We start from the raw sequence: 25,770 nt of genomic DNA, 5'->3' as shown, positions 1-25,770 counted from the left end.
GGTCTCCAAGGTCGGTAGTACAACTCCCTCCCAACAAAATAGCAGGTTCTGCAAGGTCTCTTAAAAGAAATAGTATGATATACCTGACATGAGCGCACAGAATCCACGTATACAACTGCCTGAAAATTATCCGAACGATCCTTTCCTGGAAAAGCTGTTTAGCAGGATCAATACGTCAAGAGAAAATTTTGTCATCACCGGGAAAGCGGGAACAGGCAAATCTACGTTTCTTCATTATCTTTCAGAAAATGCGATCAAGCGCTCGCTGGTTACCGCTTTTTCAGGGATTGCAGCCATAAATGTAGGGGGCGTCACCCTGCATTCATTGTTTCTGTTTCCATTCAAGCCGCTGCTGCCCGGTGATGAATCGATCAAGGAGTTCCGGTCGGGGAGCTCCCGTCGCCGCCTGCTCGAGAAGGTGGATATGATTATTATCGACGAGCTCTCCATGCTTCGTTCAGATATTTTCCAGGCGATCGACCATTCACTGAGGTTGAACACCGGGAACAGGTACCAGCCTTTTGGAGGCAAGCAGATGGTACTGTTTGGAGATATTTTCCAGTTGCCGCCCGTCGTTCAGAATGATCCGGTGGAACAGGATATCTTTTCCAATACCTACGAATCTGAATATTTTTTTGATGCCCCGGTATTTGAAGAAGCCGATTTTAATTTTGTAGAGCTGTTCAAGGTCTACCGGCAGGAGGATAAGGCGTTTGTCAAATTGCTGAACCGGGTGCGTACAGGGTTGGTAGACCAGCGTCACCTGCGGGAGCTGAACAAACGGCACGCACCAAATTACCTGCCGGGCAAGGAAGATTATGTAGTTACGCTGACCACAACCAACCGGGTGGCCAACCATGAAAATAATCGCCGGCTTGATTTGATTGACTCTCCTTCCCACCGGTATCACGCCAGGGTGGAGGGAGAATTTCCCAAAGATCGGTTTCCGACCGACCAGGTGCTGGAGTTGAAGGAGGGGGCGCAGGTGATATTTATCAAAAATGACCTTGAGGGGCATCGGTGGGTCAACGGAACGATCGCCAAAATTGAGCACCTGGAAAAAGAATCGATTACGGTTCGGTTGGAAAACGGGGAAACGCATGAACTGGAAAAAGAAACCTGGCACAACATCAAGTACAGGTACAACAAGCGCCGAAACCGGGTGGAGGAGGAGATTAAAGGGACGTTCATTCAGTACCCGGTAAAATTGGCGTGGGCCATGACAATCCATAAAAGCCAGGGGCTTACCTTTGAGCAGGTATTCCTGGATCTCGGCAGAGGGGCGTTTGTCAACGGGCAGCTGTACGTGGGACTCAGTCGCTGTACCAGTTTTAACGGTCTCTACCTGAAAAAGAAAATAACCTCGCGGGATATTATCAAAGATCCGCGACTGCTGGACTTCTACAAAAAACAGCGCGCCCAGGCTGCCCGTGAGAGCGACTTGATGGATATCCAAAAGCGTCAAAACTAGTACTTGGCATCAGAAAAAAGCGTAATTAATATTGTCAAGTTACAAGTGCAAAAAGCTTCCGGGTCCCCCATAAATTTTTTAAAACGCGGGCGCTGACTGACATCATGCAGATCGAAAAAAATATACTCAATCAGCGAACGCATTTGGTTTCGTAATTCCCAATGGGAGTTTGTCGATTCTCTGCGTACCTTTATATACGGTAAAGAAATATCAATCTATGGCAACACAAACTTTATTGATCAGCCATTAAAAATCGGGGAGGACCGCAATGGAAAAGCAGCATATATCTTCAGGCACAAAATGGGAGGACATTGTCGGATATTGTCGCGCTGTGCGAAAGGGCAACCAGGTGTATATTTCAGGTACGACGGCAACGGATGAAAACGGGGACGTGATCGGCAAGGGTGATCCCTACCGGCAAACGGTGCAGATTATTAATAATATCGATCATGCACTGCGGAAAGCGGGGGCTTCGCTTGAAGATGTTGTACGGACCCGAATTTATGTACGGAATATTGACCAGTGGGAAGATATTGGCCGCGCGCACGGTCTTTTTTTTGAAGACATTCAGCCGGCCACCAGCATGATCGAGATCAGTCGGCTGATTGATCCCGATATGCTGGTAGAGATTGAGGCGGTCGCCATTGTTGACTGAACTTGTTGGTAAGCAGTTCAATACTTCTAATCGGGCTTATATACTACAAGTATACTATTTCGTGAAAATCCGGGCTAACTTATCAGCAGCAGGGGACATTTTGCCATATGAAAAATTTTGCCGGCCCATTCTTCCCTGATCAGGGGTTGATCTTTGGGCATGACCAGCAAGCTGCCGTACAGTTTATTCAGCAGGCGGGTGACGTTCCAGATATTGTGCTGTTTGAGCAGGTGCAGGCGAACCGGAATACTGGCGTTTTGGACCCGCTCTTCAATCTCTTTATTCCTGTTGTTTACCGAATCAGACTGGTTGGCCAGCCCGATGACGAGAAGCCGGGTACTGCTCTTCCGGGCAATCTTCAGTGCCAGTTCCAGGCTGCGTTGCGCTTGCTCGGTCCCGTCGTAGATGCAGATGACCGGAGCCCCGCCAATCGATAGTCCGTGCTCCAGCATAAGCACCGGTTTGGAGGATCGGCGGACTATAAACCGGGCCGTTTTACCCAGCTTGCTCTCCTGTTTGTGGGAATGCCCGGCCCGACCGATGGTGATCAGGTCGGCCTCCTCGGATGCCTTGATCAGTTCATCTTCAATCGAGCCCTGAACCGAATCGAGGGTATGGGGAATTTCCATTGTGCCTGCCACCTGTTTCAGCAGGTCCCGGATCCTGTTTTCCACTAGTTTGCTCTGTCTGCTGATATCTTCCTCGCTGAACGTACGCGGTTCACCGGTTAGTTCACTTACCTCAGAGATCAGCGAAAGACGGCTGATCTGGTGCCAGGTCGCATCACTTACATACAACCCCCTGAGTTCGGCTTCGGAGAGTTTGGCCAGGTAGGCGGCTGCCTGCAGGGCGGCCCGGCTGTGATTTGAAGTGTCGAGGGCTACGAGAATGCGCCGAAAGCCGATATCCGGAAGTTCTTCAGTCATCAGTTTTATTCCTGCTTTCCATTCGTGGTCGAAGCAAAAGCTTTCCTGTTTTGGGCCAGCTGGTCAAGCTGGTTAACCACCCTTGCATTGATGGTACCATCGGGATAATTGCACTCTTCGTCGGCCATGCCCATCTCCATTCCCGTCAGAATTTCCATCCCTTCATCAACTGTTTCTACAGCATAGATGTGAAACTGATCTGCTTCTGCCGCATCAACTACATCCTGCCGGAGCATCAGGTTTTTGACGTTGGCGCGGGGAATCAGCACGCCCTGTTCGCCGGTGAGTCCACGCTTTTTGCACACATCAAAAAAGCCCTCGATTTTTTCATTGACTCCTCCGATCGGTTGAATTTTACCGTGCTGGTTGACCGAGCCGGTTACGCTCAGCGACTGCCGCAGCGGAATTTTGCCGATAGCCGAAAGCAGGGCATACAGCTCGGCGGAGGAGGCGCTGTCTCCGTCGATGTTGGAGTAGGATTGTTCAAAAACAAGGCTGGCCGAAAGCGAGAGCGGGCGGTGCTGGGCGTAGCGGTCTCCCAGGAATCCCTTCAGTATGAGTACACCTTTGGAGTGAATGGGACCACTCATATCCACCTCGCGTTCGATATCGATGATTTCTCCTTTCCCGATCTGAATACGGGCGGTAATCCGGTTGGGCTTGCCAAACATCAGTTCGCCCAGCTTAATTACTGAAAGCCCGTTGACCTGTCCGATCTCCGTACCCTCGGTATCGATAAAGATTTGATTGCGTTCAATGGATTCCTGGATTTTATCCCGAATACGGCTGGCACGATACAACTGCTGGTCGATCGCCTGCTGGACATCCTCCCGCTGAACGACATCATGATTATTTTTCCCGGCCCAGAAATCGGCCTGAACAAGAAGATCGCTCAACTCTTCGGTTTGGGTCGAAAGCTTTTCATTATCCCCGACCATGCGTGCGCTCTGCTCGATGACTCGTGAAACGGCGTGCTTGTCAAAATGCCGCAGGTCGTGCTGCTGGACAAGACCCGCCAGCAGTTTGGAGTACAGCTGCTGATTGTCCGAATTGCGATCCATCTCATCCTCGAAATCGGCCTCGATTTTGAAGAGGGCGTTAAAGTCGGGATCGAGATTGCAGAGCATATAATAGAGCAGCCGCTCGCCCAGCAACACCACTTTCACCTTCAGGTCCAGCGGTTCCGGCTCCAGGGAAACGGTGCTGATCATACTGTAGGAATCGCCCAGCGATTCAATTTTCAGGTCTCCGGATTTAATAGCGCGCTTTAGTCCCTCCCAGGCAAACGGCTCCAGTAAAACACGGCGGGCATCCAACACCAGGTAACCCCCGTTCGCTTTATGGAGGGCCCCGGGTTTGATCAGGTTAAAATTGGTGGTAAGCGCTCCCATTTTTGATTTGTATTCGACGCGACCCAGTAAATTTTTATAACTGGGATTGTCTTCATAGATGACCGGTGCGCCTTCGGTATCCTGGTGATCCACAAGAACGTTCACCCGGTAGCGTTGCAGGATCGGGTGATCCTCCGGGCTGGATTTGGAGGGCCGATTCATTCCTCCGGCGTTCTGACCGCTCATCTGCTGCATCATGGCGGCCATACCCCCCTGTTGTCCCTGCTGATTGCCAAGGATCGCCTGCACATTTTCCACGATATCGGTTTCAACCTTGTTGAGAAAAGCCTGAACGTGGTCAAGATCAGAAAACGCGTTCCGGATCTCCTTGAAAAGCTCCTTTATGGCATAAGTGGCAATTTCGCGATCCAGTTTCTTCATCCGATCCCGCACCTTCCGCTTGTTGGCGGGCATCTTCTGGATGATTTCCTGAAGCTCTTTTTGCAACTCCTGCATATGCTCTTCCAGCTTTTTACGCTCCTCTTCCGGGAGCTCCTGGACTTCATTTTCACTCATCAGGTTTCCATCCCGGGTGGGGGCAAAAGAGAAGCCGGAGGGCGTACGGATCAGGGCAAGCCCTTTTTCCTTTGCTTTCTGCTGCAGGTCTTCAAACGTTTTGTCCTGTTCTTGCTGAACCTGGTCTTTCAGCGCCTGCCGACGGTTTTGATACTCCTCCGTCTCAAAGGAGGATTCCAGGGTGGGAATCAGGTCTTCCAACAGCTCGTCCATCATTTCCTGCAAGGTTCTTCCTCGTCCGGCCGGCATTAACAGTTTATCCGGCTTCAGGCTGTCATCGAAATTGTTCACGTAACAGATGTCGGGGGGCGTTTCTTCCTGTTTGGCCCGTTCCTGCAGGAAATGCCTTATATGGGTTTCCTTGTCCGTTTTTTGCGGTCCAAGAGCAAAAATATTGTAGCCGGTTCGGTCCATCTCCACCCCCATCTGCAGCGCCGAGGAGAGGCGATCCTGCCCCAAGATGGTGGTATAATCCTTGATCTCTTCCGTGGTCTCAAAATTAAACTGGTCGGCATCGCAAACGTTGTTGAGTGATACAGGATCTAGTTTTTTCACAGGAGTATAATTTGTTCGATCGTTACTATTACTCGGTGATGTATGCTAACTTAATGTGTGTAAACTTTTTCTCGTTCCAAAGGCGCTTGGTAGAATCTAAATTGAACTCAACATTTACAAAAATTTGTTACAATGAAAGGAGAGGGTGCTGAACAACCGTTGGATTTGCTACGGCCTTTAATATTTGGTTAAATAGAAGCTGTACCTGTATGTCGGATATATTCGATTCTCACGTCAATTTCTAAAGAAAAATCACAGTCAGGGAGACAGGCAATGGAGGTACTGGTCAGGCACAAGGTAGAGGATTTTGTTCGATGGAGAGAGGTTTTTGAGTCCCACAAAAATGCACAACGGGAGGCAGGCATGCAACTCAAAAAGCTGTGGCGCAACGTGGATGAACCGGACGAAGTAATACTGCTTTTTGATGTGGATGACCCGGAACAGGCAAGAGAGTTTCTCTATTCCGCGGATATCCCCGATGCCAAAAATGGTTCTGGCGTAATTGATGATCCGGATATCTATTTTTTGGAATGAAGGAGTACAAGACCGGGTGTTACAACATCCCATGAACCCGAGGAGCGACGAGAATGCTAAAATCATAGCCTGATAACGACTTCCGGGCTCAGAAGCCTGGCAGTCAAGTCCCCTCGGCCATTTCTGTAAAATCAAAAAGGGGAGAGAGATCCTGCTTTCGCAGCCCATTCTGCGTGAATTTATGTAAAATCCTTTGTATAGTAGCTTGATACTGATCGCGAGATTATTTTTCCACCGTTGAGCGGGCACGTGATCGGTACCGGGAATACAAATGGAAATGGGGATTTAACATGGAGATTCGAGTTTGCCGATGAAACAATACTTGAAATTAATAATGGCGGCGGGTGTACTTGTTATAACTGGACTTTTTTCCCGGGGATGTTCACCGGAAGGGACAATGGGTTCTGGAAAAAACTGGTATGAATACCAGGGGGGACCAGAGCGAAATCAATACTCTGAACTCAGGCAGATAACGCCCCGAAATGTGGACAAGCTGGAGGTTGCATGGGAATATCACACACAGGATACCGGGCAGGTTCAGACCAATCCCGTCATCGTAAATGACACTCTTTACGGGATGACGGCTACGGTACAGCCGTTTGCTCTTAATGCGGCTACAGGACAGGAATATTGGCGAAAGAGGGGGGAAGGACCTCCCCGATTAAACAGCAGCCGCGGACTGGTCTACTGGGAAGAGGGTAATGACAAACGAATTCTATATACACACGGAGAATGGCTCTACGCGCTTGATGCCGCTACCGGCAACGCGATTCCGGCTTTTGGTGACAGCGGACGGGTGAGCCTGAAGGCCGGTTTGGAGCGGGAAGCCCAGGATAAAATGGTGATGTCAACCACGCCGGGTACGGTTTACCGGGATCTTGTTGTCATGCCGTTGCGGGTTTCAGAGGGACCCGGGGCCGCAAAGGGTCATATACAGGCGTTTAATATTAAAACCGGTGAGTTGGAGTGGATATTTCACACGATCCCCAAACCGGGCGAATTTGGGTATGAAACATGGCCGAAAAATGCCTATGAAAATCCCGCAATCGGGGGAGCCAACAACTGGGCAGGCATGGCCGTAGACCGCCGGCGCGGCATCGTTTATGTACCTACGGGATCAGCGTCGTATGATTTTTACGGGGGCAACCGAAAGGGCAAAAATCTTTTTGCCAATTCACTGCTGGCCCTGGATGCCGAAACCGGGGAGCGGATCTGGCACTACCAGTTTGTACATCATGACATACTGGATCGGGATCTGCCCGCCCCACCCAACCTGTTGACCGTTACCCGGGGTGGTAAAGAGATCGATGCGGTGGCACAGACAACAAAACAGGGTTTTGTGTTCCTGTTTGACCGGGAGACCGGTGAGCCGTTGTTCCCGATCGAAGAGCGTCCGGTCCCTGAATCGTACGTAGGGGGAGAGCACACCTGGCCTACTCAGCCGTTTCCGACCAGGCCCGCTCCCTATGCCCGGCAGACGCTGACCCCGGACGATATCAGCCCCTATGCCGAGAATCGTGAAGAGTTAAGGGAAACGGTGCGCAACAGTCGTTTCGAAGGACCGTTTACGCCGTTGAGTGCGCAGGGAACCATCGTCTTCCCGGGGCTGGACGGCGGGGCCGAATGGGGAGGCGCTGCCGCAGATCCCCAAGGCATCCTGTATGTAAACAGCAACCAGATGGCGTGGCATATCCGCATTAGCCCGGCGATCCCTGAAGAGGAACTGCAAAAGATGAGCCCCGGTAAACGCCTGTATACCACAAATTGTACAACGTGTCACGGTCCCGACCGTTCCGGAAACCCCGCCAGTGGGTTTCCGGCGCTAACAGGGCTGGACAATACCCGTTCCAAAGAGTACGTGGAAAATATTATTACAGGCGGAAAAGGCATGATGCCTGCCTTTGGGAGCCAGTTGTCTGATCCGGAAACCGAGGCGTTGATAGCTTATTTATTCAATGAAGAACAGCTGTCCAACAGTAGCGGGGAACCGGTCCCGGATCAACCGGATACCGCCCGCCCGGAGGTTCCCTACCAGATTTCAGGGTACACCAGGTTTGTCGACAGCAATGGATATCCAGCGATAAGCCCGCCCTGGGGCACCCTGAATGCGATTGACCTGAATTCCGGAGAATACCTGTGGAAAGTAACGCTGGGCGACCATACCGGGTTGCGGGATGAGGGGGATCCCAAAACCGGGACGCAAAACTATGGGGGGCCTGTTGTGACGGCCAGCGGCCTGCTGTTTATTGCCGGTACCAGCGACGGGAAGTTCAGGGCTTTTGACAAGGAGACCGGTGAACTGCTGTGGGAGACGACGCTTCCTGCAGCCGCCTTTGCCACCCCCAGTACCTATGAAGTCGATGGTAAGCAGTATATCGTGGTGGCATGCGGGGGAACAAAGCTGGGTACGCCGGGTGGGGACAGTTATGTAGCGTTTGCGCTGCCGGAATGACTTGGTTTCTGGTGCCATGTCAACGATGAAGATTCAGATTTACCGGAAAGCAGATGACACGGATGCTGCAAACCACCACGGAATAATAGTTATAACAGTGTTTCTGCATGAACGATCTCCGTAGATCAGCCTGATCGGTGTTTATCTGCGTCCGATCAGGAACAGACCGCGAGGGTTTGACACGATATCAGTGTGGGAGAGGGAAGGAGATTATCATGTTCAAAAGCTGAGAGAGAGATTGAACGAGGGCTGAAAGCCTATATCATAGACATCGACAGGTACCGTTCTGAACCGATTCTGTGCGGCCTCCCGGTCCAGCACAAAGGCCAGTTCCCGATACCAGGTGTTGCTGCGGTCAAAAAGATTAAAGATGGATAGCGAGCCGTTCAGCTCTCCAAAAGAGAGGGAGCGTTTATACTCAAGAGTAACATCTGTTCGCTGGTAATGGTCCAGCCGCTGAGCATTGGCGGCGCCGAATGTAGCCAGCCGGTTGGGGACGCCGCTGGCATACATCCAGCTCAGGTAGAGAAACACGCCGGGTGTAAGCTTACCGTCTAGTGTAATACCATAGCGATACGTTCGGTCCCAGTCCGCAAAAAATGGATCGCCATCATTAATCACCGGGTTTGAGAGGAGCATCTCCGAGATTGTAAATGTTTGGGTTATGCCCCACTGCCCGCTGTTGGCTTTTGCCAGGAATTCCACGCCTTGTCCTTTGCCGCTGTTGTCGATGTACCAGGGGGCGTTGTTAAAAGTGTTGGTCAGGGACAATGCGTTTATTTCGTGGAGACGTACATGGTCAAACTGCTTGTAATATCCCTCAATTTGTGCATTTAGCCAGTGGTTCGGTTCCAGGTAGAGTCCTGCCGAGTAGTATTCAACGCCTGTGGGCGGCTGGTCGGAATTGGCCATAATCCAGATGTCAGATGTAACAGTGTTGCTGAGTGAGATTTTGTTGAGGAACTGGAAGTTTCGACTGTATCCGCCACCCACGGAAACCGCTGACTGTGGGAATAGTCGTAATTTCAGGCGCGGAGACCACCTCAGGTATTCGCCGTTACTGTAGTAATGCAGCCGGGTTCCACCCGATATGTCGGCCCAGTCAATGCCGGTATAGTCGAGCTGTGCATAGAGATCAATTTTGTGCGACTTCATGGAGGTGAAAAAGCCGGGCCGGTTGAAAGAATCCTCAAAATATTCTCCCAGGTAATAATGGTATGATATTCCGGCCGTCAACTGCCAGGGCTCGAAATGCAGATCGAGCTGCTGTTCGGCTTTCAGTTCGTTGAGGATGCTCCGGTTCTCAAAAGGGAATGTAAACAGCTGAAACGTGTCGTTATCCTGGTTGATCCGGGTATAGCTGAAATCGTCTTTTGAAAATTCCGATTGATAAATGCTGAATCCTGCCGTTGAGTGGATGTATAGTGATTCTGATAGCTGATCCTGGTATTGCACGCTGGAGGTACCGTTACTCCAGTCGTTGGTGGTTGCCACATCCCGGAATTCGATATTCTGGGAGGCGGACCGAAAGGTTCGATACAGGCGTTCGGCCTCCTGGCTGGTACGATCTCCTCCAAAATATCCGCTGAATATCAGACGGCTGCCGTCCTGATTTTCGACATACAGTTTGCCGTGCAGATCAAAGAAATGGGCGTCTGTCTTTCCGGGCTGAACAAGCCGGGTCTCGATGTTGACCAGGTTCTCATCCAATATCTCGCGGGATCGATTCACATTGAGTCCCCACTGTACCAGTTTCGAATTGTTGAGCCAGTCTACCGCATTCAGGTACGAACTGCGTCCCGAAACCATCCAGCTGCTGTTTCCCTTGCGCAGGGGGCCCTCCATTGTAAGCCTGTACGAGGTGTTGCTGGCCCCGACAGATGCTGAAAAGTTGTTGAGTGAGCCTGTCTGTGTAACCATTGAAAGGGTGCCGCCGGGTGGAGCCGGGTACTGGGCCGGGGCGATATCATAGTAAAATGCGCTGCGTTGCAGCACATCGGCGTTAAAGCTGTCCAACAGCCCGAAAAGGTGACTCTGATTAAACACTGTAAGACCGTCGATAAGCAGGTGGAAACCGTCGGCAGGGCTACCCCGTATGTGCATATCTCCGCTGAGGGCGGGGGAAAGGGAGGTGGAGGGGAGCACCTGGAGCGCCCGGATGGAGTTGGAGCTGCCCAGCGGACTGAAGGTACCGATATCAACCAGGCCGGATTCATTTTGATCCAGCTGCCCGTAATAGCTCGTACCGGTAACGACCAGCTCGTTACCGTCTATACGCTGGGGGTCCAGGCGAAAAGTGACCTCCTCAAGGGACCGGGCGGAGAGATCCAGCCGGACTGTTTCGGGGAGATATCCGACGTAGGAAGAAGTTAACTCCAGTTTGGATCCACCGGAGGGATAATTCAGCTGAAAACGCCCGCTGCTGTTGGCGCTTTTCCGCCGGGTTTGGCCCTCCTGCTGCCAGGTGATTGTGGCAAACGGCAGGCGCTCACCCGTCGCGGCATCCACTACCTGTCCGCTTATTGTGATGGACATGGACTCCTGTCCGGGCGCTGATGGTTCCTGCTTTATAATTATGACCTGGTTGTAGGCACTGTCTACCCTGATTTCCAGGTTGTGAGGCTGAAGTACCTGGCGGAGCTCTTCGAATGAAGGGGACGGCTTTGTGGAAAAATCAAGGTGAATGCCCGAAACCAGGGCTTCACGATACAGAAATCGAAATCCGGTCTCTTCCTGGATTTGCCGGAGAATTTCCGGAAGGGGACGTTGCCCGGAGGCAGACTGGGCGACTCCCTCCGCAAGGGTAAGAGAAAAATGAGTTGCCGTCAACAGGCAAAGAAACAGAACCCGCAATTGGATCATGTGATTGGTTCGATATCTACTCTCGGTTAGTTATAAAGGCGTAGGACCGTTCACCCGTCTGCCGGAATCGGCCGTCCAGTGTTTGTCCCAGGTACGCAAGGGTTTTTTCTCGATCTTCAAGGGAAAGCGACCCGCTGAGATACATCTCCGTCACATTTTGCGGGGCGGAGATGGTGATCCCGAAATGTTGTTCAATCTCGTCAAATATACGCTTGGCAGACCTGTTCTCAAAGACCAGCTCGTTGCGCAGCCAGTCAGTAAACTCTGATGCGGAGCCCTCAGTGAGCACGGGATTTGCCTGATACTGGTTCAATACGGCGGCTTGTCCTGGTTCAAGAACCAGGGCATCCGTTTTTGAGGACCCCTCAAAACGAACGGTTCCCTCTTCCAGGAATACCTGGGTACGGTTTCCCCAGCTGCTTACAGTAAACCTGGTGCCGAGCACATCTACGCGTCCTCTTCCAGCTGCAACGGCAAACGTGCGCGAGGGATCTGTGATGACTTCAAAATATCCTTCGCCCGAAAGTTGGTAAAGAAGCTGGTCGTCGGTCTCGGAGACAGAAAAGAGCCTGGAATGCGGACGAAGCGTAACTTCGGAACCGTCAGGAAGTTGCACGGTTTCAACTGCGGAGGCCGACTCCGCAACCAGTTGAGGTTCCTGTAAGAACTGTAAATACAGGATTCCTGACAGGGCAGCCACCAGGATCGCCGCGGCCGCGGCCCAGCGCACCGCCGGCATGGAGAATATGCGGGCAGCGGGAGCCGGACCGCTGCGGGTTGTTGCCTGGTGGATTCGATTCCAAAGAGTCTCGCTGTCAATCGGTTCCCGGGCCAGCGATCGATGTTGCCGCTTGCGGTAGGCCGCCAGTTCGCGAATGAGCGGATCATCCACTGATTCCAGCGACTGCCCGTGCTCCAGCAGATCTCCTATTTGACGGGCCAGCTCGAGATCCGGATCGTTATGTGATAGCTGATCGTCCATGATCTTTTATTGGGAGTTCAATTGGATGTTAATCGTCATTGTCGTCATCATCACTGTTCTCGTCCTCGGTTTCGAAAGAGATCTCGAGAGCACGAAGGTTGGCCTCACTCGTATCGGCGGGTACGACAGCTTCTCCTTCCGCTACCACTGCAACGCCCCGGGCCAGGGCGTCACTGACCTCCTGGAGTGAGCGGTAATCGCTGTCATCGTCAACAACGGTCTGGCTGTTAACCCTGACGATGACCTCTCCCGCGAGGGTTACGGTATTCAAGCCAAGGTTGACGGAGGTAACGCGGGCTTCAAATTCGTGACTGCCATCTTCACCGATGTCATCGCCATCATCTTCTCGTTCAAATTCGACTTCAGTGGCAAGAAAGCGGTTTCCTTCGCGGTATCCCTCTCCTTCGGCCCATACTTCAGTACCATTTTGCAGCGCATTCCGAACCTGGCGGAGGGAACGGTAGTCATCATCAAATTCAGTCTGGTCGTTGACAAAAACTTCACGTCCGCTGCGCAGGGTAAACGACCGGCGCTCCTCGTTCACCGAAGTTACACGTCCTTCAAATTCACGATCCACGTCCTTTACGTCGCCGTCATCCAGGTTTACATGGAATATCTTCAGGAAATTCTGGAAACGCAGCAGGGCCGTTCCATCCCCGTTCATCTCGATGGTGCCGGTGAGGGTCTGCGTATCTCCATTTCCATCGGTATTCTTTTCGATACTCATCTCCCAGGTCAGGGTCCCCGTCACTCCTTGCCGGAGTTCCCGGCCGGCCACCGCTTTGTCGATCTCGATATTCAGGAAGTTGATTTCAAGCTGGTATCCCCGTTCGGTAACGGGTCTACCAGCCCGTTCCGTTCTGAATGTTCCACTCCCGTTGTGGACCCCGTCGATCCGCAGGGTGGACGACGCCGAAGAGACGCCGCTGATGATCAATGTGTCGGTACGGAGAAAAGACGAGGTTTTGGAGGGGGTTTCTGTTGACCCCTGCCGGTAGCTGTTGAAGTCGATCGACTCAATGCGCTCTCGCTCCTGCCGGGGTAGCTCTACAAAATTTCCGTTGTTGTCTCTGAAAATATATTTGAGCGTATCGGTAACCGTCTTGCTGAACAGCGGCCGGTCAACCGATCGGGTGAATGATATTGTATGTATTCCGGTGGCAGCATCGTATGAATAGCTGTAATTCGACTCATTGCCCCGTCCGCTGTCGTCATTTTGGAGGGATGAGCCATTGGCTTTCGGTCTCGTTCCATCCGTCACAAATCCATCAGCAGACATGGTTGTCAGGGCATCGTTCAGGCTTAGCATCAAGCCGCTGTTGTCAGAGGAGAGTGATTCTCCCAAAATCTGGCTGGCCGCTTGCAGGTCTTCCTGGGTGACAGAGTCGTTAATTTCATCATCCAGTCCGTCGAGCGTGCAGCTTGCTGCGAACACCAGAAGAAGCACGAGCAGAACAGGGATGGTGTGATGAAGGCAGAAGTTTGATTTTGAAGTATTCATAATTGCATTGGTTAATCAGTCAGTAATTGATTCCGGATAAATATGGGTTTCTACCCGTAATACACGCGGTGGCGGGGGATACCCCCAACCCGGATTCATATATATTGTTGAAGCGCTTTCCTCATATCCCTGAGGGCCAATCCCATGTGATTTTCGATCGTTTTTACGCTCAGATCCAGTGCGTCAGCCACCTCTTTATAGGTCAGCTGTTGCATGAAGCAGAGTTCGAAGACCTGGCTGCGCCGTTCCGGCATGGCAGCGATTGCGGCGGAGATCGCTACATTCAGCTCCTTGGCTCGGGCCTCGTCTTCGGGGGTATGTTTGGTCTGTTTCGTGGGAATCGGTTGTGAGCCGTCAAATTTTTTGTGATCCCGCACATGGTTCAGCATCCGGGTGTATGAAATTTTAAACAGGTAGGCGCGCAGGGATTTTGCAGGATCGATGGTATCGCGATGTTCCCAGATATAGACAAACGCCTGCTGGATGAGATCCTTTGTGGTTGCTGAATCGATGTTTTTACTGCGCAGAAACCGGAACAGCGACTGGTGATGCGCCTCGTAAAACGATCTGAATGCATCGTGGTCGCCCTGCCTGATCCGGGCGGCCAGCCCAGCCTGGTCCAGCTCTTCTACCGGAGACGTGGCCAATGCAACCAGGATAAGCTGAATAAGAGCGGGATCTGCCATCTGCTATCGACTGATATTTTTGGTTTTAAAAGTTCTCCTTTACTGTCCGCAAGTTAAGTAAAAGAGGGCTTTGCAAAACCGTTATTTTGGCCAATATCGTCATTTTCGCGGATTCGAAACCCTCATTTTTGGGATATAAACTGCGGTTCCGCATCCGATTAGGGGTTGATCTTGACCAACACTCCTGGTTTTTCAAAGCCCTCTAACATGGTGTAGCCAGGCTTTGGATATAGCGGATTTTGTAAAACCATTATGTTTCGTAAACCCGGTTGGTTGCGCATTAAACGCTCCATTTATAGCCTGTAATTTTGTTTCGAATTTGTCCCGATGCCCGGCATTAAACCTGGAGGAGATCTCCTGCGAGAAGCCGGGTTGTACAAAATAAACAGGAGCCCTGACGAAGCGGGACTCCTGTCCGGGTTGGTATGCCGGAGTTGTCGATGATATTTCCTGGTGAAGTTACTGTGATGAGATTAATTCGTGCAGTAGTTAGGTGTGCATATTTTGCCTTCATGCCGAATTTAAAATACTTAGACGCAACTTGTACTTTGCGAACCTAATAACAACGACACTAGTCATCATCGTCATCGTCTTCATCCTGATCCTCATCATTGTCGTCGTCATCATCGATATCATCGTCGTCCTCTTCTTCACTTTCCGCTTCAAAGGATCGTTCAATATTGGCATCAATTTTCTCTCGGTTTGACGGATCCGTCGGATCCAGCGAGTTGCCGCTCTGTGAGTCTGCAAACCAGATGGCGGGATCAATACTGATGTTGACTGCAAAGGAGGCGCTGTTTTCGGTGATCTCCAGCGGGGGATTCAGTTCAAGTTCGATTTCAAAATCCTCTTCTGAGCGGTAGGTAAAAGCTTCACCGTTGTATACCCCTTTAATTACGATAGAGTACGTTCTGTCATTGTCATAAAAGTCGGGATCGTTTACTTCCTGTACGTCATCATCGTTTTCAATCTCCAGTTCAAACTCTTCGTACACTCCCTCGGGCACGGTTTTGGAAGTCAGCTGGAATTCACTGCCATCCAGCGGCAGGTTGACCACAAGGTCTTCGGCTTCAAAATCAAGCGTGTCACCAGCAATCGCACTTTCCAGTTCCAGCTCCTCTACCAAAAATTTTATTTCAGTGAGGGTGTCGACAGAAAGTGTTGTGGGTGATGTTGCGGATGTTACCTTCGCCTTGGGGGTCGGCTGAAGCTTCATGTTGACGGCCACTTCTTTTGGACCGTCGGCACTGGTGCCGCCAACGTCACAGCCGGTAACTATAAGTAATAAGCCGGCGGTTACTGTTAACAGGGCCAATAGTTTTGGAACGTTCATGGGTAAGTACCTCAACATTGGGTTTTGTGAAAGATTGCTCGGGATGAGTCCCATTTTCACTTGCAATACACACTAACCGGAGGGGTACCCCTAATGAAGTCTGATTTTTTTTCAGCCAGGCGGGAATGGGTCAAGCGGTGGGCTCTTTTTCATCTTCGCGGTTGGCGTCAATAGCCTCTAAGATCTTTTTATAAAGATCGCGAAACTGCTCTTTTTCCTCTTCGGATATCGTTTCTAATTCTTCTTCCATGATCGACTCTCTTTATGTTTAGATGTTATTGACAAATCGGTGCAGGATCTCCGACTGCGTTCCAAAAGTCTCCTGCAGGAAAACATGATGGAATTGTGGACCTGCTTGCCGGGGGTTTTGCCTGCCTGCTGTAGATAATATTCAATTTGCAGAAGTTGAAAGGTACGAAATCACAGGAGCTTTTATTGTTAAATAATTTTTAAATCCTTCTCGTTGTGAGTGAGCGCTTTTGTCTCACTGGGTTTGAGATTCTGCATAAGGATATTGTTAGCGAAAATGGAGTACTAATGTTCCCCTAAAGCTCAAAATTCCCGGGCTGCTTTTAACGGTCGTTCCATGTAAGAACGGAGTATATCCGTCTCCTCTTGTGGGGAGACGCTCAACTTCAGCCGTTCCTGAAGTTGAGCCAGGGGGCTGCAAATCGCTGAGCGGACTCTTCCAGCTTAGTTGAACACCTTCTCCCAGATTCCGCAAAAACACGGATTTTGGCACTATCCTTAAGGAGGGAGATTATCTTGATGTTTTTTGGTTATCCTGAATTACGCAATTTCTATAGATCGAGAAAGGGCCTGTTAATTTATGTGTTTATATGCACAGTTGTCCGGTGAAAAAATTGGGAAAAAGGCTGATAAAAACAGGTTAGAGCGCATAGCGATGCAACTGATTCGGCCCTGCCTTGAAAATATGTTTGCAGGAGTGATAAATTGACAGCGAGAACAACCATGAAGTCGATAAAAGGAACAAACACGCGGGATCGAGATCTGAAGGCAAATCACAAGTTAGAGATTGGATCAAGCAGGGGCAGTGTCTCCCTTGCGGGAGAAGGCGAAAAAAAAATAGCCTGCCCTAAAGGCAGGCTATTTAAATAATCGGCCTGAAAAGCGTTCTGTCCTTAGTTGCCTTGCGGCATTCCCGGTACGCCCTGGCCTTGACCTTGCATCCGCTCCTGCAGTTTTGATCGTATCTGCTTTTGCAGTTCGGGATCCTGCTGGACGGCCCTGTTGATTTCCTGGAATCGCTGCATCTCCATACCGGTCTCTTCTACGGCCGAGGCTATTTGATTTTGAATCTCTTTTTGGGCTTCCTGCATAGCTTCAGAAGCACTCTCGAACTTCTCTATATCTTCTTGGCTGGCTCCACTCTCTTCGGGCGACTCTCCCATCTGTGTCGATTTTGCGATCTGCTGATAGGTTTCAACGTCAAGCCCTTCTTCCTTGATAATTCCCACCATCTGCTGCTGCGCTTTCATCTGAATCTGCTGGGCATTCATGATGGCGTCCGCAAATGTACCCACTTCCTCATCAGAAAGATCAACCTCCGGAGCCTGCTGCTGCATTGCACCCATTGGGCCGGGTTGCTGCGATTGTTGCCCGGATTGCGGCTGCGATGATTCGGGCGGTGTCTGCTCGGGAGTATCATTTTGACATCCCAGGAGAGATATTGCCAGTACAATTGATGCTAAATATTTCGGAAAAATAGTCATTATTACCTTTATGAAGATTAAATTTAACGTATATCGTTATACATAATGAATCGACCAACGAGAGGTTGTGCGTATTATTCCCCACGGTATCGGGATATTTACTTTTTAATACCTCGTTGTAAAATCAAGCAAATATTTTCGGTTAAACTGAATTGGGTGGCCGGTCAACATTCTGATTATTCAACAGTGGCTTAAGATCGGGAGTCTGACTGTTGGTGTGCTCGTTTCTCCGCAATCCCAAACAGGTCCCGGATAATGGCGATATTTTCAGGGATCTTTGCAGAACCCACTATTTTGTTGAGAGGTGGTTGCACCACCGACTTTATTGACCTTGCAAACGGAAGTACAACTTCCTCAAAACGAGGAAATGAGGGTTTTGCAAAGTCATCTTTCAGTAAAAAGCTGCGGCAGTACCCCGGTTGAGTGCTGTTTTACAACAGGTTTACCACTCTCAGAAAGGATGTTTCCTAAAACGGGACATCGTCATCCAGGTTGTCCATGTCAATGGTGGGCTCCTGGTCATTAAAAGGTACATCATCCTCCGGAGGACCTCCTGGATTTCCACCTTGTCCCCGTTCAATTTTCCACGCTTTAACATCGGTATACCAGCGGCCGTTGTACTCGCGACTCTGGATATCGATATGTGCGGTGATCGTTTCGCCTTCCTGCACGTTAAACTGGTCGATATTGTCGCCCCACTGGGTGATACAAACTTTTTTGGGATACTGGTCCTGCGTTTCCAGGATGAACTCCTGCTTGCGCCAGGGACCATTTTTACTGGTTCCCGACTCCTCTTCCAACACTTGTACTACCTTGCCTTCAATCTGCAAATCCATAATAAATGATAATCTGAATATTCAATGTTCCATATTTGGTTCAGGATATGGATGCCTGGGATTTATATCAATAAAAAGTTGGAGTGTTGACCGGGAAAATTTACGCCTGCTCCCGGTCCGGTACGATCGAGATCTTATCCAGGGAAAGTCCCTTCATGACGGCATCATAATTGGTGATATCGGTCGGGATGATAACTTCATTTTCCTCATCCGAAAGCTTGGCCAGCTGGTCAATATATTTTTCGGCCAGCCGCATCTGCATTGCCTCCTTGCCTTTTTGCGTATTCAGGGCTTTGGCGATCGCTTCGATCGAAGTGGCCGTTGCCTCCGCCAGTTCTTCAATCTCCCGGGCCACCCCTTCCGCCTCGTTGATTCGCCGCTGCATTTCGCCCTCGGAGACGTTGATGACCTCCCGCTTCACGCCTTCGGCATCGTTGATGGATGATTCCATGACGCCTTCAGAATGGGCTATCGTGGCGCGTCGTTCTCTTTCGGCGGTCATCTGCCGCTCCATCGCCCGCTGGATCGTGCGGGGCGTTACAATATTTTTTATTTCGTAGCGGTGCACGCGGATGCCCCATGACTTTTCCATCTCGCTAAGCACTTCCACCACCTCTTTGTTGATCAGGGCGCGCTCTTCGAACGTGTCGTCGAGGTCCATCGTGCCGATGACCGAGCGGGTCGTGGTTTGCGCCAGTTGAACCGAGGCGAAACGGTAGTCGGTGACCCCGTAGCTGGCGTTGACCGGGTCGATGACGCTCAGGTAGATCACCCCGTCCACTTCCACCTTAACATTGTCTTTGGTGAAGCACTCCTGGGGTTCCACCTCGATCGTTTCCTCCCGCAGATCCTGCCGGTATTTCACCTGGTCCAGGAACGGAATGAGGGCGTGAAAACCGGGTCCCAGTGTCTTCTGGTACCGGCCGAGCCGTTCCACAATGTAGGCTTTTTGCGTGGGAACCAGTTGAATCGACTGGATAAATTTGTAGAGGATGTAAATTGCGAGTATTCCGAGTACTACTTTGCTGATCGTCTCTATCATTGCAGGTCTCCTGTTGATCTGGAATTGGGCTGGGTGTGGTCGCTCACTTTTTCTACGCCTTCAAAAAAGGTTTTAAGGTTGGCGGTTTCGGTGGGGAGCACCGAGATGTTGGCTCCTTCCATGACCTTGCCAAGCTGATCAATAAACTGTTCGGTCAGCCGCGTTTTAACGGCCAGCGGTCCGCCGGGCTGTTCAATCGCCTCGGCAATGCGGCCCAGGCCCTTGGCGGTGGCGTTGGCAATCAGTTCCATCTCCCGGGCTTTTCCCCTGGCCTCGTTGATCCGTTTCTGGCGGTTCGCCTCGGAGAGCAGGATCGCCGACTGCCGCTCGCCCTGCGACTCGTTGATGCGGGCATCACGGGTTCCGGTTGATTCCGTGATTTCGGCGCGCTTGTCGCGTTCGGCCTCCATCTGCTTTTCCAGGGTGTTGATGACGTCGCTGGAGGGACGAATATTTTTAATTTCGTACCGCATCACCTTGATGCCCCACGGATCGGAGGCCTTGTCGATCTCGCGGACAATATTTTCGTTCATCTGCTCGCGCTCCGAGAACGTCTCGTCCAGCGTAATCTTCCCGATTTCGCTCCGCATGGTGGTCTGTGCCAGGTTTACGGCCGCCGGGCGGTAATCGCTGATCCCGTAACTGGCTTTGTAGGAATCCATCACCTTGATGTACACCAGCCCGTCCACTTCCACCTCGATGTTGTCTTTGGTGATACAGGTTTGGCTGGGAACGTCGATCACCTGCTCGCGCATCTCCTGCCGGTAGGCGGGGCGATCCACAAAGGGGATCAGGAAGTGAAAGCCCGGCTTGAGCGTCTCATGGTATTTGCCGAGGCGTTCTTTGATGACCTCTTCCCGCATTTCCACCACCATAAAAACCTTGGTGACGATAAACACGCCGATGAGGATCAGAATCAATAAAAAAGTCCACATGGTATTTCCTCAATGATTTGTGATTTTAGTCAAAATGTAATTTGAACGGCTTAAAACCCTCTCGATGATGGTAAAAGCCGTAAAGTTACAGGTGAAAAAGGATATTTTTGTGTAAAATATTCGACGTACCTCCACAGGCTGGGCAAGTCCCGAAATGAGCCTACGACATATTCCCATCCTGGATCTCGTCAAGTGGTTCCACAATCCAGGTGACGTTGTCCCTGAACTTGATTCGCGCTTTCTGGCCTTTGTGTAGCTTTCCCTCCAGTGTTCGCGCCTGCCAGGAGATGCCCTGGTAGCGGATTCGCCCGGAGTTGTCATCGGGATTGACCGGCTCGACGACCTCCACCACTTCGTCGATCGCTTCAAAATCCTCGTCGGCCAGCTTGAATGAACTTTCTCCACCCCAGTATTTCTTCATTACCGGCCGCATCAGTAAAATTAACCCGATAGAGGACAGGAGCCATGCCAGTACTGCCGTGGTTGGTTCCGTTAAAAAGCCCAGCAGGCGAAGCCCGCCGACCAGTATCCCGCTCAATCCGAGAAAGAAAGAGACCCCGCCGGGAACCACCATCTCGATAACCATCAGGAGCACTCCCCCGATCATAAAAATCCAGGTCAGCAGTTCTCCATCCATATTGCGTTGGTTTTAAGGTTTAGTAAACTCTTAGAAAATGTTATAAAAAATAAATCAATAATCGACCCGAATTTTATTTTTCTATGGGGATCAGAAAGTGATTTCCTCCTACATTAAAAAATATTAATGCCTGGTGAGTGTAACAGGTGGTTTCGCCGGGACTCTTGTCCTGTTGAGTCAGCAAAATTGAAAAATCTGCAAAGAGAATCATGAAGAGGAATATACTTATTGTTGAGGACGAGATGATCATCGCCCTGATGCTTGAGAAGATGGTCCTGAAAAATGGCCACAATGTCGTAGCCAAAGTGACCACGGGGGAAGCGGCGGTAGAGGCCACCAAGCGGCACAAGCCCGATCTGATATTAATGGATATCCGGCTGGACGGGCAGATCGATGGGATAGATGCTATGCAGGCGATCAACAGTGAAAATCCAACGCCCGTTATTTTTGTGACCGGAAATTCGGATGAAATCTATAAAAACCGGATTAAACGGGTGAAATACCTGGATTTTCTTACAAAACCGGTCTCCTATCAGGAGTTGAGCAGGTCGCTTGATATGGCCTCATAGCAGGATTGTTTGCAGTAAATAGATCAACAAGCGATAGCAACAGTAGTTTTTATCGAGAGGAACATAAGGCGTTATATACCATTAAAGGTAGGTGTAAACGCCAATGTTCAAAAAAATATCGGAATAATGAAGAGACTGCTGTTGCCACTCTTTGTATTGTCATTTTTAACGGTGCCGTTATTAACCCAGGCTCAATCCACAAGTTCAGACAGGGCCGCTATTAAAAATACAATCGGCTTTGGGCCGCGCTTGGGATATTACAAGGCGGCTGACGCTGATCAAGGTAATTTGTACGGTGGAGTTCAAACACGCCTTCGCCTGGGACCCGTACTGGGCATTGAGGGGTCCGTAGAGTACCGGGCGGGTCAAACCTATGAGTTTGCGGGGCAACAACTCCAAACCAAGTTTGTTCCCGTAACCGGGTCATTGATGTTTTTCGCCCCGGTAAGCAAAAATTTTGCTCCCTATGGACTGGCGGGAATAGGAGCCTACTACACGATTTACGATGCCGAAGGCCCTTTAACGGATGAGAACGACAACGAGTTTAATTTCGGCTATCACCTGGGCTTGGGTCTCGAGTTGCCAATCAATTCCAATGCCGCCCTGAACGCCGATTACAGGCATATGTTTTTGAATCCGGATAAAAACGAACAGAACTTCGATGATGCCGATTTTAGTGGTAACGTATTTACTGTCGGACTGATGTTTTATCTCTGAGAGACCTTTGCAAAGCCTGATGCCTGGTGATCCTTATTTGGGATATAAAGCGGGAGTACAACTCTCCCCGAACGGTATTCATTGTTCATAAAAGCCCTCTTTTGAGCTAAAACCATTGAACTCGATCCGCTGGAAAACGCGGATCTCACCCGGCTTTGGTTTCTTAACGCACTGGCTGCGGTCACTGTACCGACAAAAATTTCTAAGGCCGGTAGACAACATCTTCTCGTACTTGTTTTACTACATTCCATAACCCGAGTTTACGTTAAAATTGATTTCCTGTCTCTTTTAAGCCCCGCTCTGCGGGGCTTTTTGTTTGTAAATAATTTTGTTTATTTATCGGGCATCAGCTTCTGAAAAGTTGAAGTTATCCAACTGATAGTGCCACATTTAAATGGAGAAATGATGCCCGAGATTAAACTTCCCGAAGTAGAACTAAATATTTACAGCCCACGCGATCCTGTAGAAGTTCCGGTGGTGGAAAACTGGATCTGCACCAAGGAGGCCAGTCCCAATTATGTACGCCACCTCACGTTTGACATCTCAGGAACCGAACTGGAGGGAAGGATACGCGTGGGCCAGTCGATCGGAATTTTACCTCCGGGAGAGGATGAAAACGGGCGCCCCCACAAGTTGAGGCTCTATTCGGTTTCTTCACCAACGGAGGGGGAGCGCGGGGAAGCACGGTTCGTATCAACCACGGTAAAACGAACAATCGAGGAGTGGGATGACAACAGCCTGTATCTGGGCATCTGCTCCAATTACCTGGCAGACCTTTCGCCCGGAGATACTGTTAAAATGACCGGCCCGAGTGGCCGCCGGTTTTTACTCCCTGAAAATGCCACCGATTTTAATTATATCTTTTTTGCGACCGGCACCGGTATCGCGCCTTTTCGTGGCATGGTGATGGAACTGCTGGATTCGGGCCTTGAGAATGATATTGTGCTGATATTCGGCTGCCCGTATCGTACGGACCTGCTGTATGCGGATTATTTTGAACCCCTCGACAACAAATACCCGAATTTTACCTATCTGCCCTACGTATCACGCGAAGATCGCCGGGCGGATGGCACCAAACGCTATGTGCAAACCTGCCTTTGGGATGATGCGGAGCTGCTGGATCCCATTCTTGAAGCAGAAAATACACTGCTGTATATCTGTGGACTCAAGGGAATGGAAGGGGGAATATACCGGGCGCTGGCCAAAAAAGAGCTGCACAGTTATCTGGATCTGAGAGAGGAGGTCATTGGAAAATCTCCGGACGAATGGGATGAAAATAACCTTAAGCGGCATGTCAAGCCGGGGCCGCGTACTTTTGTGGAAGTTTATTAGCCTGATTATTCTCCAACACTCGCATAGGTAGATATCTTATTTGACGTTGACTCAGGAGAAAAATTGCCCCCCAAGGCATCTCAATTGATGAATGTGAGGATTTCCCGGTACTACTTGGAACTCGCTTGCAAAGTTACGGAAGCTTTTTCCCTTTTGGATCAAGCCAAAATAAACACCCCATTCTGTTGGTCATAAATTGTCATTTTGGGCAGGGCCCAGGGTAGATGTATATAACCGTATAAAGTGCAACGTATTTAGAGGGATTAGCGGCAAACCGTGCAACTAATTGCCTTTTTAGTCTTGCTATATACGGTTACAGGGCCGGTTGGCTGTTGTGGGATTTTTGTCGTGGGCAGACTCGATCTTCGAAGCTGCCAAGCATTACGTAAAAATCTTTTTTCAAGGTGGGATACACCAGGTAGCGGAGCTCACACTGCAAGCTGTGGCTCAATACAGAGGGGTCTTGATCCAGATCCCAGGAACGCCCGTTTCTGACTGCTATAACACCCGGTTTTGTGGCAAATCGCTTGTAGAAATCGGTAAATTTTTTATTGAGCTTTTCACTCTTCTCCACCGGCAGGGGATTGGGACCTACCAAGGCCATGTCCCCATTCAAAATATTGATGTAATTCGGCAACTTGTATAAACCGGTGGCCTTCAAAAATTTTCCGATCGGTGTTTTTTGTGAGCTGCCCGGAGACCGCCGCACACGATAAAAAAAGCGTTTCAATTTGGATCCCCGGTACCCGATAAAATGATCTGTCACAAAAATGGGTCTCCCGGAAGTGAGTATAATCAATAACGAAAATATCGGCAGGGTCGCAGCAAAAAGAAGAAATCCCAAAAGCCCGGCCACGGTTTCAAAATATCGCTTGGGGCGCGATTCATTACCCGTCAATTCATGAAAAAAAAGGTCAATCGTCGGCCCTTTTTGATCTTTTTCCGACACAAAATCCAAACTTTTTTCCAAAAGAATTTTTTCTTCAATGGGCAGTTCGGAGTTTAGACGATGCCCGTTCGTCATAAGATTGTTAGGCAATAGTCCGTTTGCAGGCATGGTTCAACTTGGTTTATGAAGTAATAGCGATCGATAATATTAGTGAATATCGTAGATGATATAAGCGTAATTATTTTAGTATACAAGATCATGAAGTTTGTTCACTGTTACAATTAAATAAATATAAGTGAATTTTGAAAAGTATAAATTTTTTAAAAAACAGTAATTTATCTATTAATATCAGTCACTCCTGCTGAGATTATATACTTCATTATTTCGGTGGAATTCTTTTTTACCGGAGTTACCTTGCTTTGTTCCACAAAAAAGAAATTGCCTGAAAAGTTGTAGGAGTGTGGACAGTAGACGGCGACAGCATCGCTGAGTCCAAATTCAGTCAGATCCTCGCTGGTGATAAATCCCAACCGCTTAAGCCCGGTGTCATTGAGCTCAATAAGTACCGGCCGGTTGAATTTTTTCTTCTCCCCGACGAACGCCTCCGTCAGCTCTTTGATCGAGGTATAGATAATTTTGACAAGCGGCAGGCTGGCCAGGAACCGTTCAAAATAGTTGACCAGGGGACGCACAAAGGCGCGGGTGCAGACATAACCCAGCAGGGAAACCCCGAAAAATACGGTAAAAATGCCAAGTCCGGGGATGTCGACGTTGAAAGGCTCGAATATAAGCGTGTTGAGTGAGGCATTGGCCCACCGAACGAGCCCGTAGATAATATATATGGTGGCACCCACCGGGAAAACAAGTAACAAACCGCGAAAAAAGTTGTTGAATAGATTTTTCATGAGTAAAGAATGTTAATTTTAATGTTGGTTCTAATGCGTTTACCAGTTAACAGCTTGTTTTAGCCCGGCTTATTCACGAAATAGTAAAATACGAGGTTAACCCTATGATATTATATGATATATTGAAAGTCACCTGTCGCTCAAATTTGGCTGCAGCTAGTGCTACTTCGTTGCCCCGACAATGGCTTCTCAACGCAGCTCTGCAGGCCTGCTGGTGGCCAGGTGTCGTGCACAACCACTTTTTGGTGAGTAATCCGGTTAATCCACTTGGGTTGAATCCTCCTGCCCTCCATCTCCGGGGAAAACTCATC

21 protein-coding genes are annotated in these 25,770 nt (G+C 49.9%); 7 read left to right on the top strand and 14 right to left on the bottom strand.

Going from position 1 to position 25,770, the window contains the following annotated elements; genetic code table 11:
* Positions 1–88 precede the first annotated feature (88 nt).
* Together ACG2F4_RS06340 and ACG2F4_RS06335 are read left to right on the top strand one after the other, a co-directional pair.
* Positions 89–1,471, top strand: coding sequence for an ATP-dependent RecD-like DNA helicase (locus tag ACG2F4_RS06340; protein WP_395259376.1), 1,383 nt, complete (start codon positions 89–91; stop codon positions 1,469–1,471).
* Positions 1,472–1,739: 268 nt separating this feature from the next.
* The gene (locus ACG2F4_RS06335) at positions 1,740–2,126 is read left to right on the top strand and encodes a RidA family protein (protein ID WP_395259375.1); all 387 of its coding nucleotides are present in this window, start codon (positions 1,740–1,742) and stop codon (positions 2,124–2,126) included.
* 74 nt (positions 2,127–2,200) lie between these two features.
* On the opposite strand, the gene ACG2F4_RS06330 is transcribed toward ACG2F4_RS06335, so the two are convergent.
* On the bottom strand, positions 2,201–3,052 hold the full coding sequence (locus ACG2F4_RS06330) for a universal stress protein (RefSeq protein ID WP_395259374.1): 852 nt from the start codon (positions 3,050–3,052) through the stop codon (positions 2,201–2,203).
* Positions 3,053–3,057: 5 nt separating this feature from the next.
* Complete coding sequence (locus ACG2F4_RS06325) at positions 3,058–5,514, bottom strand: Lon protease family protein (protein ID WP_395259373.1); 2,457 nt, start codon at positions 5,512–5,514, stop codon at positions 3,058–3,060.
* Positions 5,515–5,787: 273 nt separating this feature from the next.
* On the opposite strand from ACG2F4_RS06325, the gene ACG2F4_RS06320 reads away from it, so the two are divergent.
* Entirely contained in the window at positions 5,788–6,048 is a 261-nt protein-coding gene (locus tag ACG2F4_RS06320; RefSeq protein ID WP_395259372.1) for a hypothetical protein, read from the top strand.
* Positions 6,049–6,358: 310 nt separating this feature from the next.
* A complete protein-coding gene (locus tag ACG2F4_RS06315) occupies positions 6,359–8,500 on the top strand; it encodes a PQQ-binding-like beta-propeller repeat protein (RefSeq protein WP_395259371.1) in 2,142 nt (713 codons plus the stop codon).
* A gap of 219 nt (positions 8,501–8,719) precedes the next feature.
* Here ACG2F4_RS06315 and ACG2F4_RS06310 read toward each other — a convergent pair whose 3' ends face one another.
* The 10 genes from ACG2F4_RS06310 to ACG2F4_RS06265 form a co-directional block, all read right to left on the bottom strand.
* Positions 8,720–11,362 (bottom strand): carboxypeptidase-like regulatory domain-containing protein, encoded by a 2,643-nt coding sequence (locus ACG2F4_RS06310; protein WP_395259370.1) that lies wholly within the window; start codon positions 11,360–11,362, stop codon positions 8,720–8,722.
* 16 nt (positions 11,363–11,378) lie between these two features.
* Positions 11,379–12,344, bottom strand: a complete 966-nt coding sequence (locus ACG2F4_RS06305; RefSeq protein WP_395259369.1) for a FecR family protein — start codon at positions 12,342–12,344, stop codon at positions 11,379–11,381.
* A 28-nt stretch (positions 12,345–12,372) separates the two neighbouring features.
* On the bottom strand, positions 12,373–13,845 hold the full coding sequence (locus ACG2F4_RS06300) for a DUF5666 domain-containing protein (RefSeq protein ID WP_395259368.1): 1,473 nt from the start codon (positions 13,843–13,845) through the stop codon (positions 12,373–12,375).
* A 95-nt stretch (positions 13,846–13,940) separates the two neighbouring features.
* A complete protein-coding gene (locus ACG2F4_RS06295) occupies positions 13,941–14,531 on the bottom strand; it encodes a sigma-70 family RNA polymerase sigma factor (protein WP_395259367.1) in 591 nt (196 codons plus the stop codon).
* A gap of 571 nt (positions 14,532–15,102) precedes the next feature.
* On the bottom strand, positions 15,103–15,864 hold the full coding sequence (locus ACG2F4_RS06290; protein ID WP_395259366.1) for a hypothetical protein: 762 nt from the start codon (positions 15,862–15,864) through the stop codon (positions 15,103–15,105).
* A gap of 1,142 nt (positions 15,865–17,006) precedes the next feature.
* Entirely contained in the window at positions 17,007–17,459 is a 453-nt protein-coding gene (locus tag ACG2F4_RS06285) for a DUF4168 domain-containing protein (RefSeq protein ID WP_395259365.1), read from the bottom strand.
* Positions 17,460–18,064: 605 nt separating this feature from the next.
* Entirely contained in the window at positions 18,065–18,433 is a 369-nt protein-coding gene (locus ACG2F4_RS06280; protein WP_395259364.1) for a DUF3127 domain-containing protein, read from the bottom strand.
* A 100-nt stretch (positions 18,434–18,533) separates the two neighbouring features.
* Positions 18,534–19,475: an SPFH domain-containing protein gene (locus tag ACG2F4_RS06275; RefSeq protein WP_395259363.1), complete on the bottom strand. Its 942-nt coding sequence runs from the start codon at positions 19,473–19,475 to the stop codon at positions 18,534–18,536.
* Positions 19,472–20,410, bottom strand: a complete 939-nt coding sequence (locus ACG2F4_RS06270; protein ID WP_395259362.1) for an SPFH domain-containing protein — start codon at positions 20,408–20,410, stop codon at positions 19,472–19,474. Before ACG2F4_RS06270 ends, ACG2F4_RS06275 begins: the two co-directional genes overlap by 4 nt.
* Before the next feature lie 160 nt (positions 20,411–20,570).
* Positions 20,571–21,047: an NfeD family protein gene (locus tag ACG2F4_RS06265; protein WP_395259361.1), complete on the bottom strand. Its 477-nt coding sequence runs from the start codon at positions 21,045–21,047 to the stop codon at positions 20,571–20,573.
* 209 nt (positions 21,048–21,256) lie between these two features.
* Here ACG2F4_RS06265 and ACG2F4_RS06260 point away from each other — a divergent pair, with 209 nt between their 5' ends.
* The 3 genes from ACG2F4_RS06260 to ACG2F4_RS06250 all read left to right on the top strand — a co-directional run bounded on the left by ACG2F4_RS06260 (position 21,257) and on the right by ACG2F4_RS06250 (position 23,665).
* Positions 21,257–21,616: a response regulator gene (locus tag ACG2F4_RS06260; protein WP_395259360.1), complete on the top strand. Its 360-nt coding sequence runs from the start codon at positions 21,257–21,259 to the stop codon at positions 21,614–21,616.
* 126 nt (positions 21,617–21,742) lie between these two features.
* Complete coding sequence (locus tag ACG2F4_RS06255; protein ID WP_395259359.1) at positions 21,743–22,333, top strand: outer membrane protein; 591 nt, start codon at positions 21,743–21,745, stop codon at positions 22,331–22,333.
* Positions 22,334–22,714: 381 nt separating this feature from the next.
* Positions 22,715–23,665, top strand: coding sequence for a hypothetical protein (locus tag ACG2F4_RS06250; protein WP_395259358.1), 951 nt, complete (start codon positions 22,715–22,717; stop codon positions 23,663–23,665).
* Between the two features lie 313 nt (positions 23,666–23,978).
* Here ACG2F4_RS06250 and ACG2F4_RS06245 read toward each other — a convergent pair whose 3' ends face one another.
* Positions 23,979–24,614, bottom strand: a complete 636-nt coding sequence (locus ACG2F4_RS06245) for a sugar transferase (RefSeq protein WP_395259357.1) — start codon at positions 24,612–24,614, stop codon at positions 23,979–23,981.
* 275 nt (positions 24,615–24,889) lie between these two features.
* Complete coding sequence (locus ACG2F4_RS06240; protein WP_395259356.1) at positions 24,890–25,459, bottom strand: DUF502 domain-containing protein; 570 nt, start codon at positions 25,457–25,459, stop codon at positions 24,890–24,892.
* Positions 25,460–25,770 lie beyond the last annotated feature (311 nt).

The organism is Halalkalibaculum sp. DA3122 (assembly GCF_043951865.1).
In the GTDB taxonomy this organism is placed as follows: domain Bacteria; phylum Bacteroidota; class Rhodothermia; order Balneolales; family Balneolaceae; genus JAMQKA01.
The sequence above is the reverse complement of the archived record's forward strand: the minus strand, read 5'-3'. Positions and strand labels throughout refer to the sequence as shown.

Excerpts from the sequence above, each read along its gene's own strand:
- ACG2F4_RS06260 (WP_395259360.1), top strand. The coding sequence starts at position 21,257 with ATGAAGAGGAATATACTTATTGTTGAGGACGAGATGATCATCGCCCTG.
- ACG2F4_RS06330 (WP_395259374.1), bottom strand. The coding sequence starts at position 3,052 with ATGACTGAAGAACTTCCGGATATCGGCTTTCGGCGCATTCTCGTAGCC.
- ACG2F4_RS06240 (WP_395259356.1), bottom strand. The coding sequence starts at position 25,459 with ATGAAAAATCTATTCAACAACTTTTTTCGCGGTTTGTTACTTGTTTTC.
- ACG2F4_RS06310 (WP_395259370.1), bottom strand. The coding sequence starts at position 11,362 with ATGATCCAATTGCGGGTTCTGTTTCTTTGCCTGTTGACGGCAACTCAT.
- ACG2F4_RS06285 (WP_395259365.1), bottom strand. The coding sequence starts at position 17,459 with ATGGGTGCAATGCAGCAGCAGGCTCCGGAGGTTGATCTTTCTGATGAG.
- ACG2F4_RS06315 (WP_395259371.1), top strand. The coding sequence starts at position 6,359 with ATGAAACAATACTTGAAATTAATAATGGCGGCGGGTGTACTTGTTATA.
- ACG2F4_RS06335 (WP_395259375.1), top strand. The coding sequence starts at position 1,740 with ATGGAAAAGCAGCATATATCTTCAGGCACAAAATGGGAGGACATTGTC.
- ACG2F4_RS06340 (WP_395259376.1), top strand. The coding sequence starts at position 89 with ATGAGCGCACAGAATCCACGTATACAACTGCCTGAAAATTATCCGAAC.
- ACG2F4_RS06275 (WP_395259363.1), bottom strand. The coding sequence starts at position 19,475 with ATGATAGAGACGATCAGCAAAGTAGTACTCGGAATACTCGCAATTTAC.
- ACG2F4_RS06280 (WP_395259364.1), bottom strand. The coding sequence starts at position 18,433 with ATGGATTTGCAGATTGAAGGCAAGGTAGTACAAGTGTTGGAAGAGGAG.
- ACG2F4_RS06265 (WP_395259361.1), bottom strand. The coding sequence starts at position 21,047 with ATGGATGGAGAACTGCTGACCTGGATTTTTATGATCGGGGGAGTGCTC.
- ACG2F4_RS06255 (WP_395259359.1), top strand. The coding sequence starts at position 21,743 with ATGAAGAGACTGCTGTTGCCACTCTTTGTATTGTCATTTTTAACGGTG.
- ACG2F4_RS06295 (WP_395259367.1), bottom strand. The coding sequence starts at position 14,531 with ATGGCAGATCCCGCTCTTATTCAGCTTATCCTGGTTGCATTGGCCACG.
- ACG2F4_RS06305 (WP_395259369.1), bottom strand. The coding sequence starts at position 12,344 with ATGGACGATCAGCTATCACATAACGATCCGGATCTCGAGCTGGCCCGT.
- ACG2F4_RS06300 (WP_395259368.1), bottom strand. The coding sequence starts at position 13,845 with ATGAATACTTCAAAATCAAACTTCTGCCTTCATCACACCATCCCTGTT.
- ACG2F4_RS06270 (WP_395259362.1), bottom strand. The coding sequence starts at position 20,410 with ATGTGGACTTTTTTATTGATTCTGATCCTCATCGGCGTGTTTATCGTC.
- ACG2F4_RS06320 (WP_395259372.1), top strand. The coding sequence starts at position 5,788 with ATGGAGGTACTGGTCAGGCACAAGGTAGAGGATTTTGTTCGATGGAGA.
- ACG2F4_RS06290 (WP_395259366.1), bottom strand. The coding sequence starts at position 15,864 with ATGAACGTTCCAAAACTATTGGCCCTGTTAACAGTAACCGCCGGCTTA.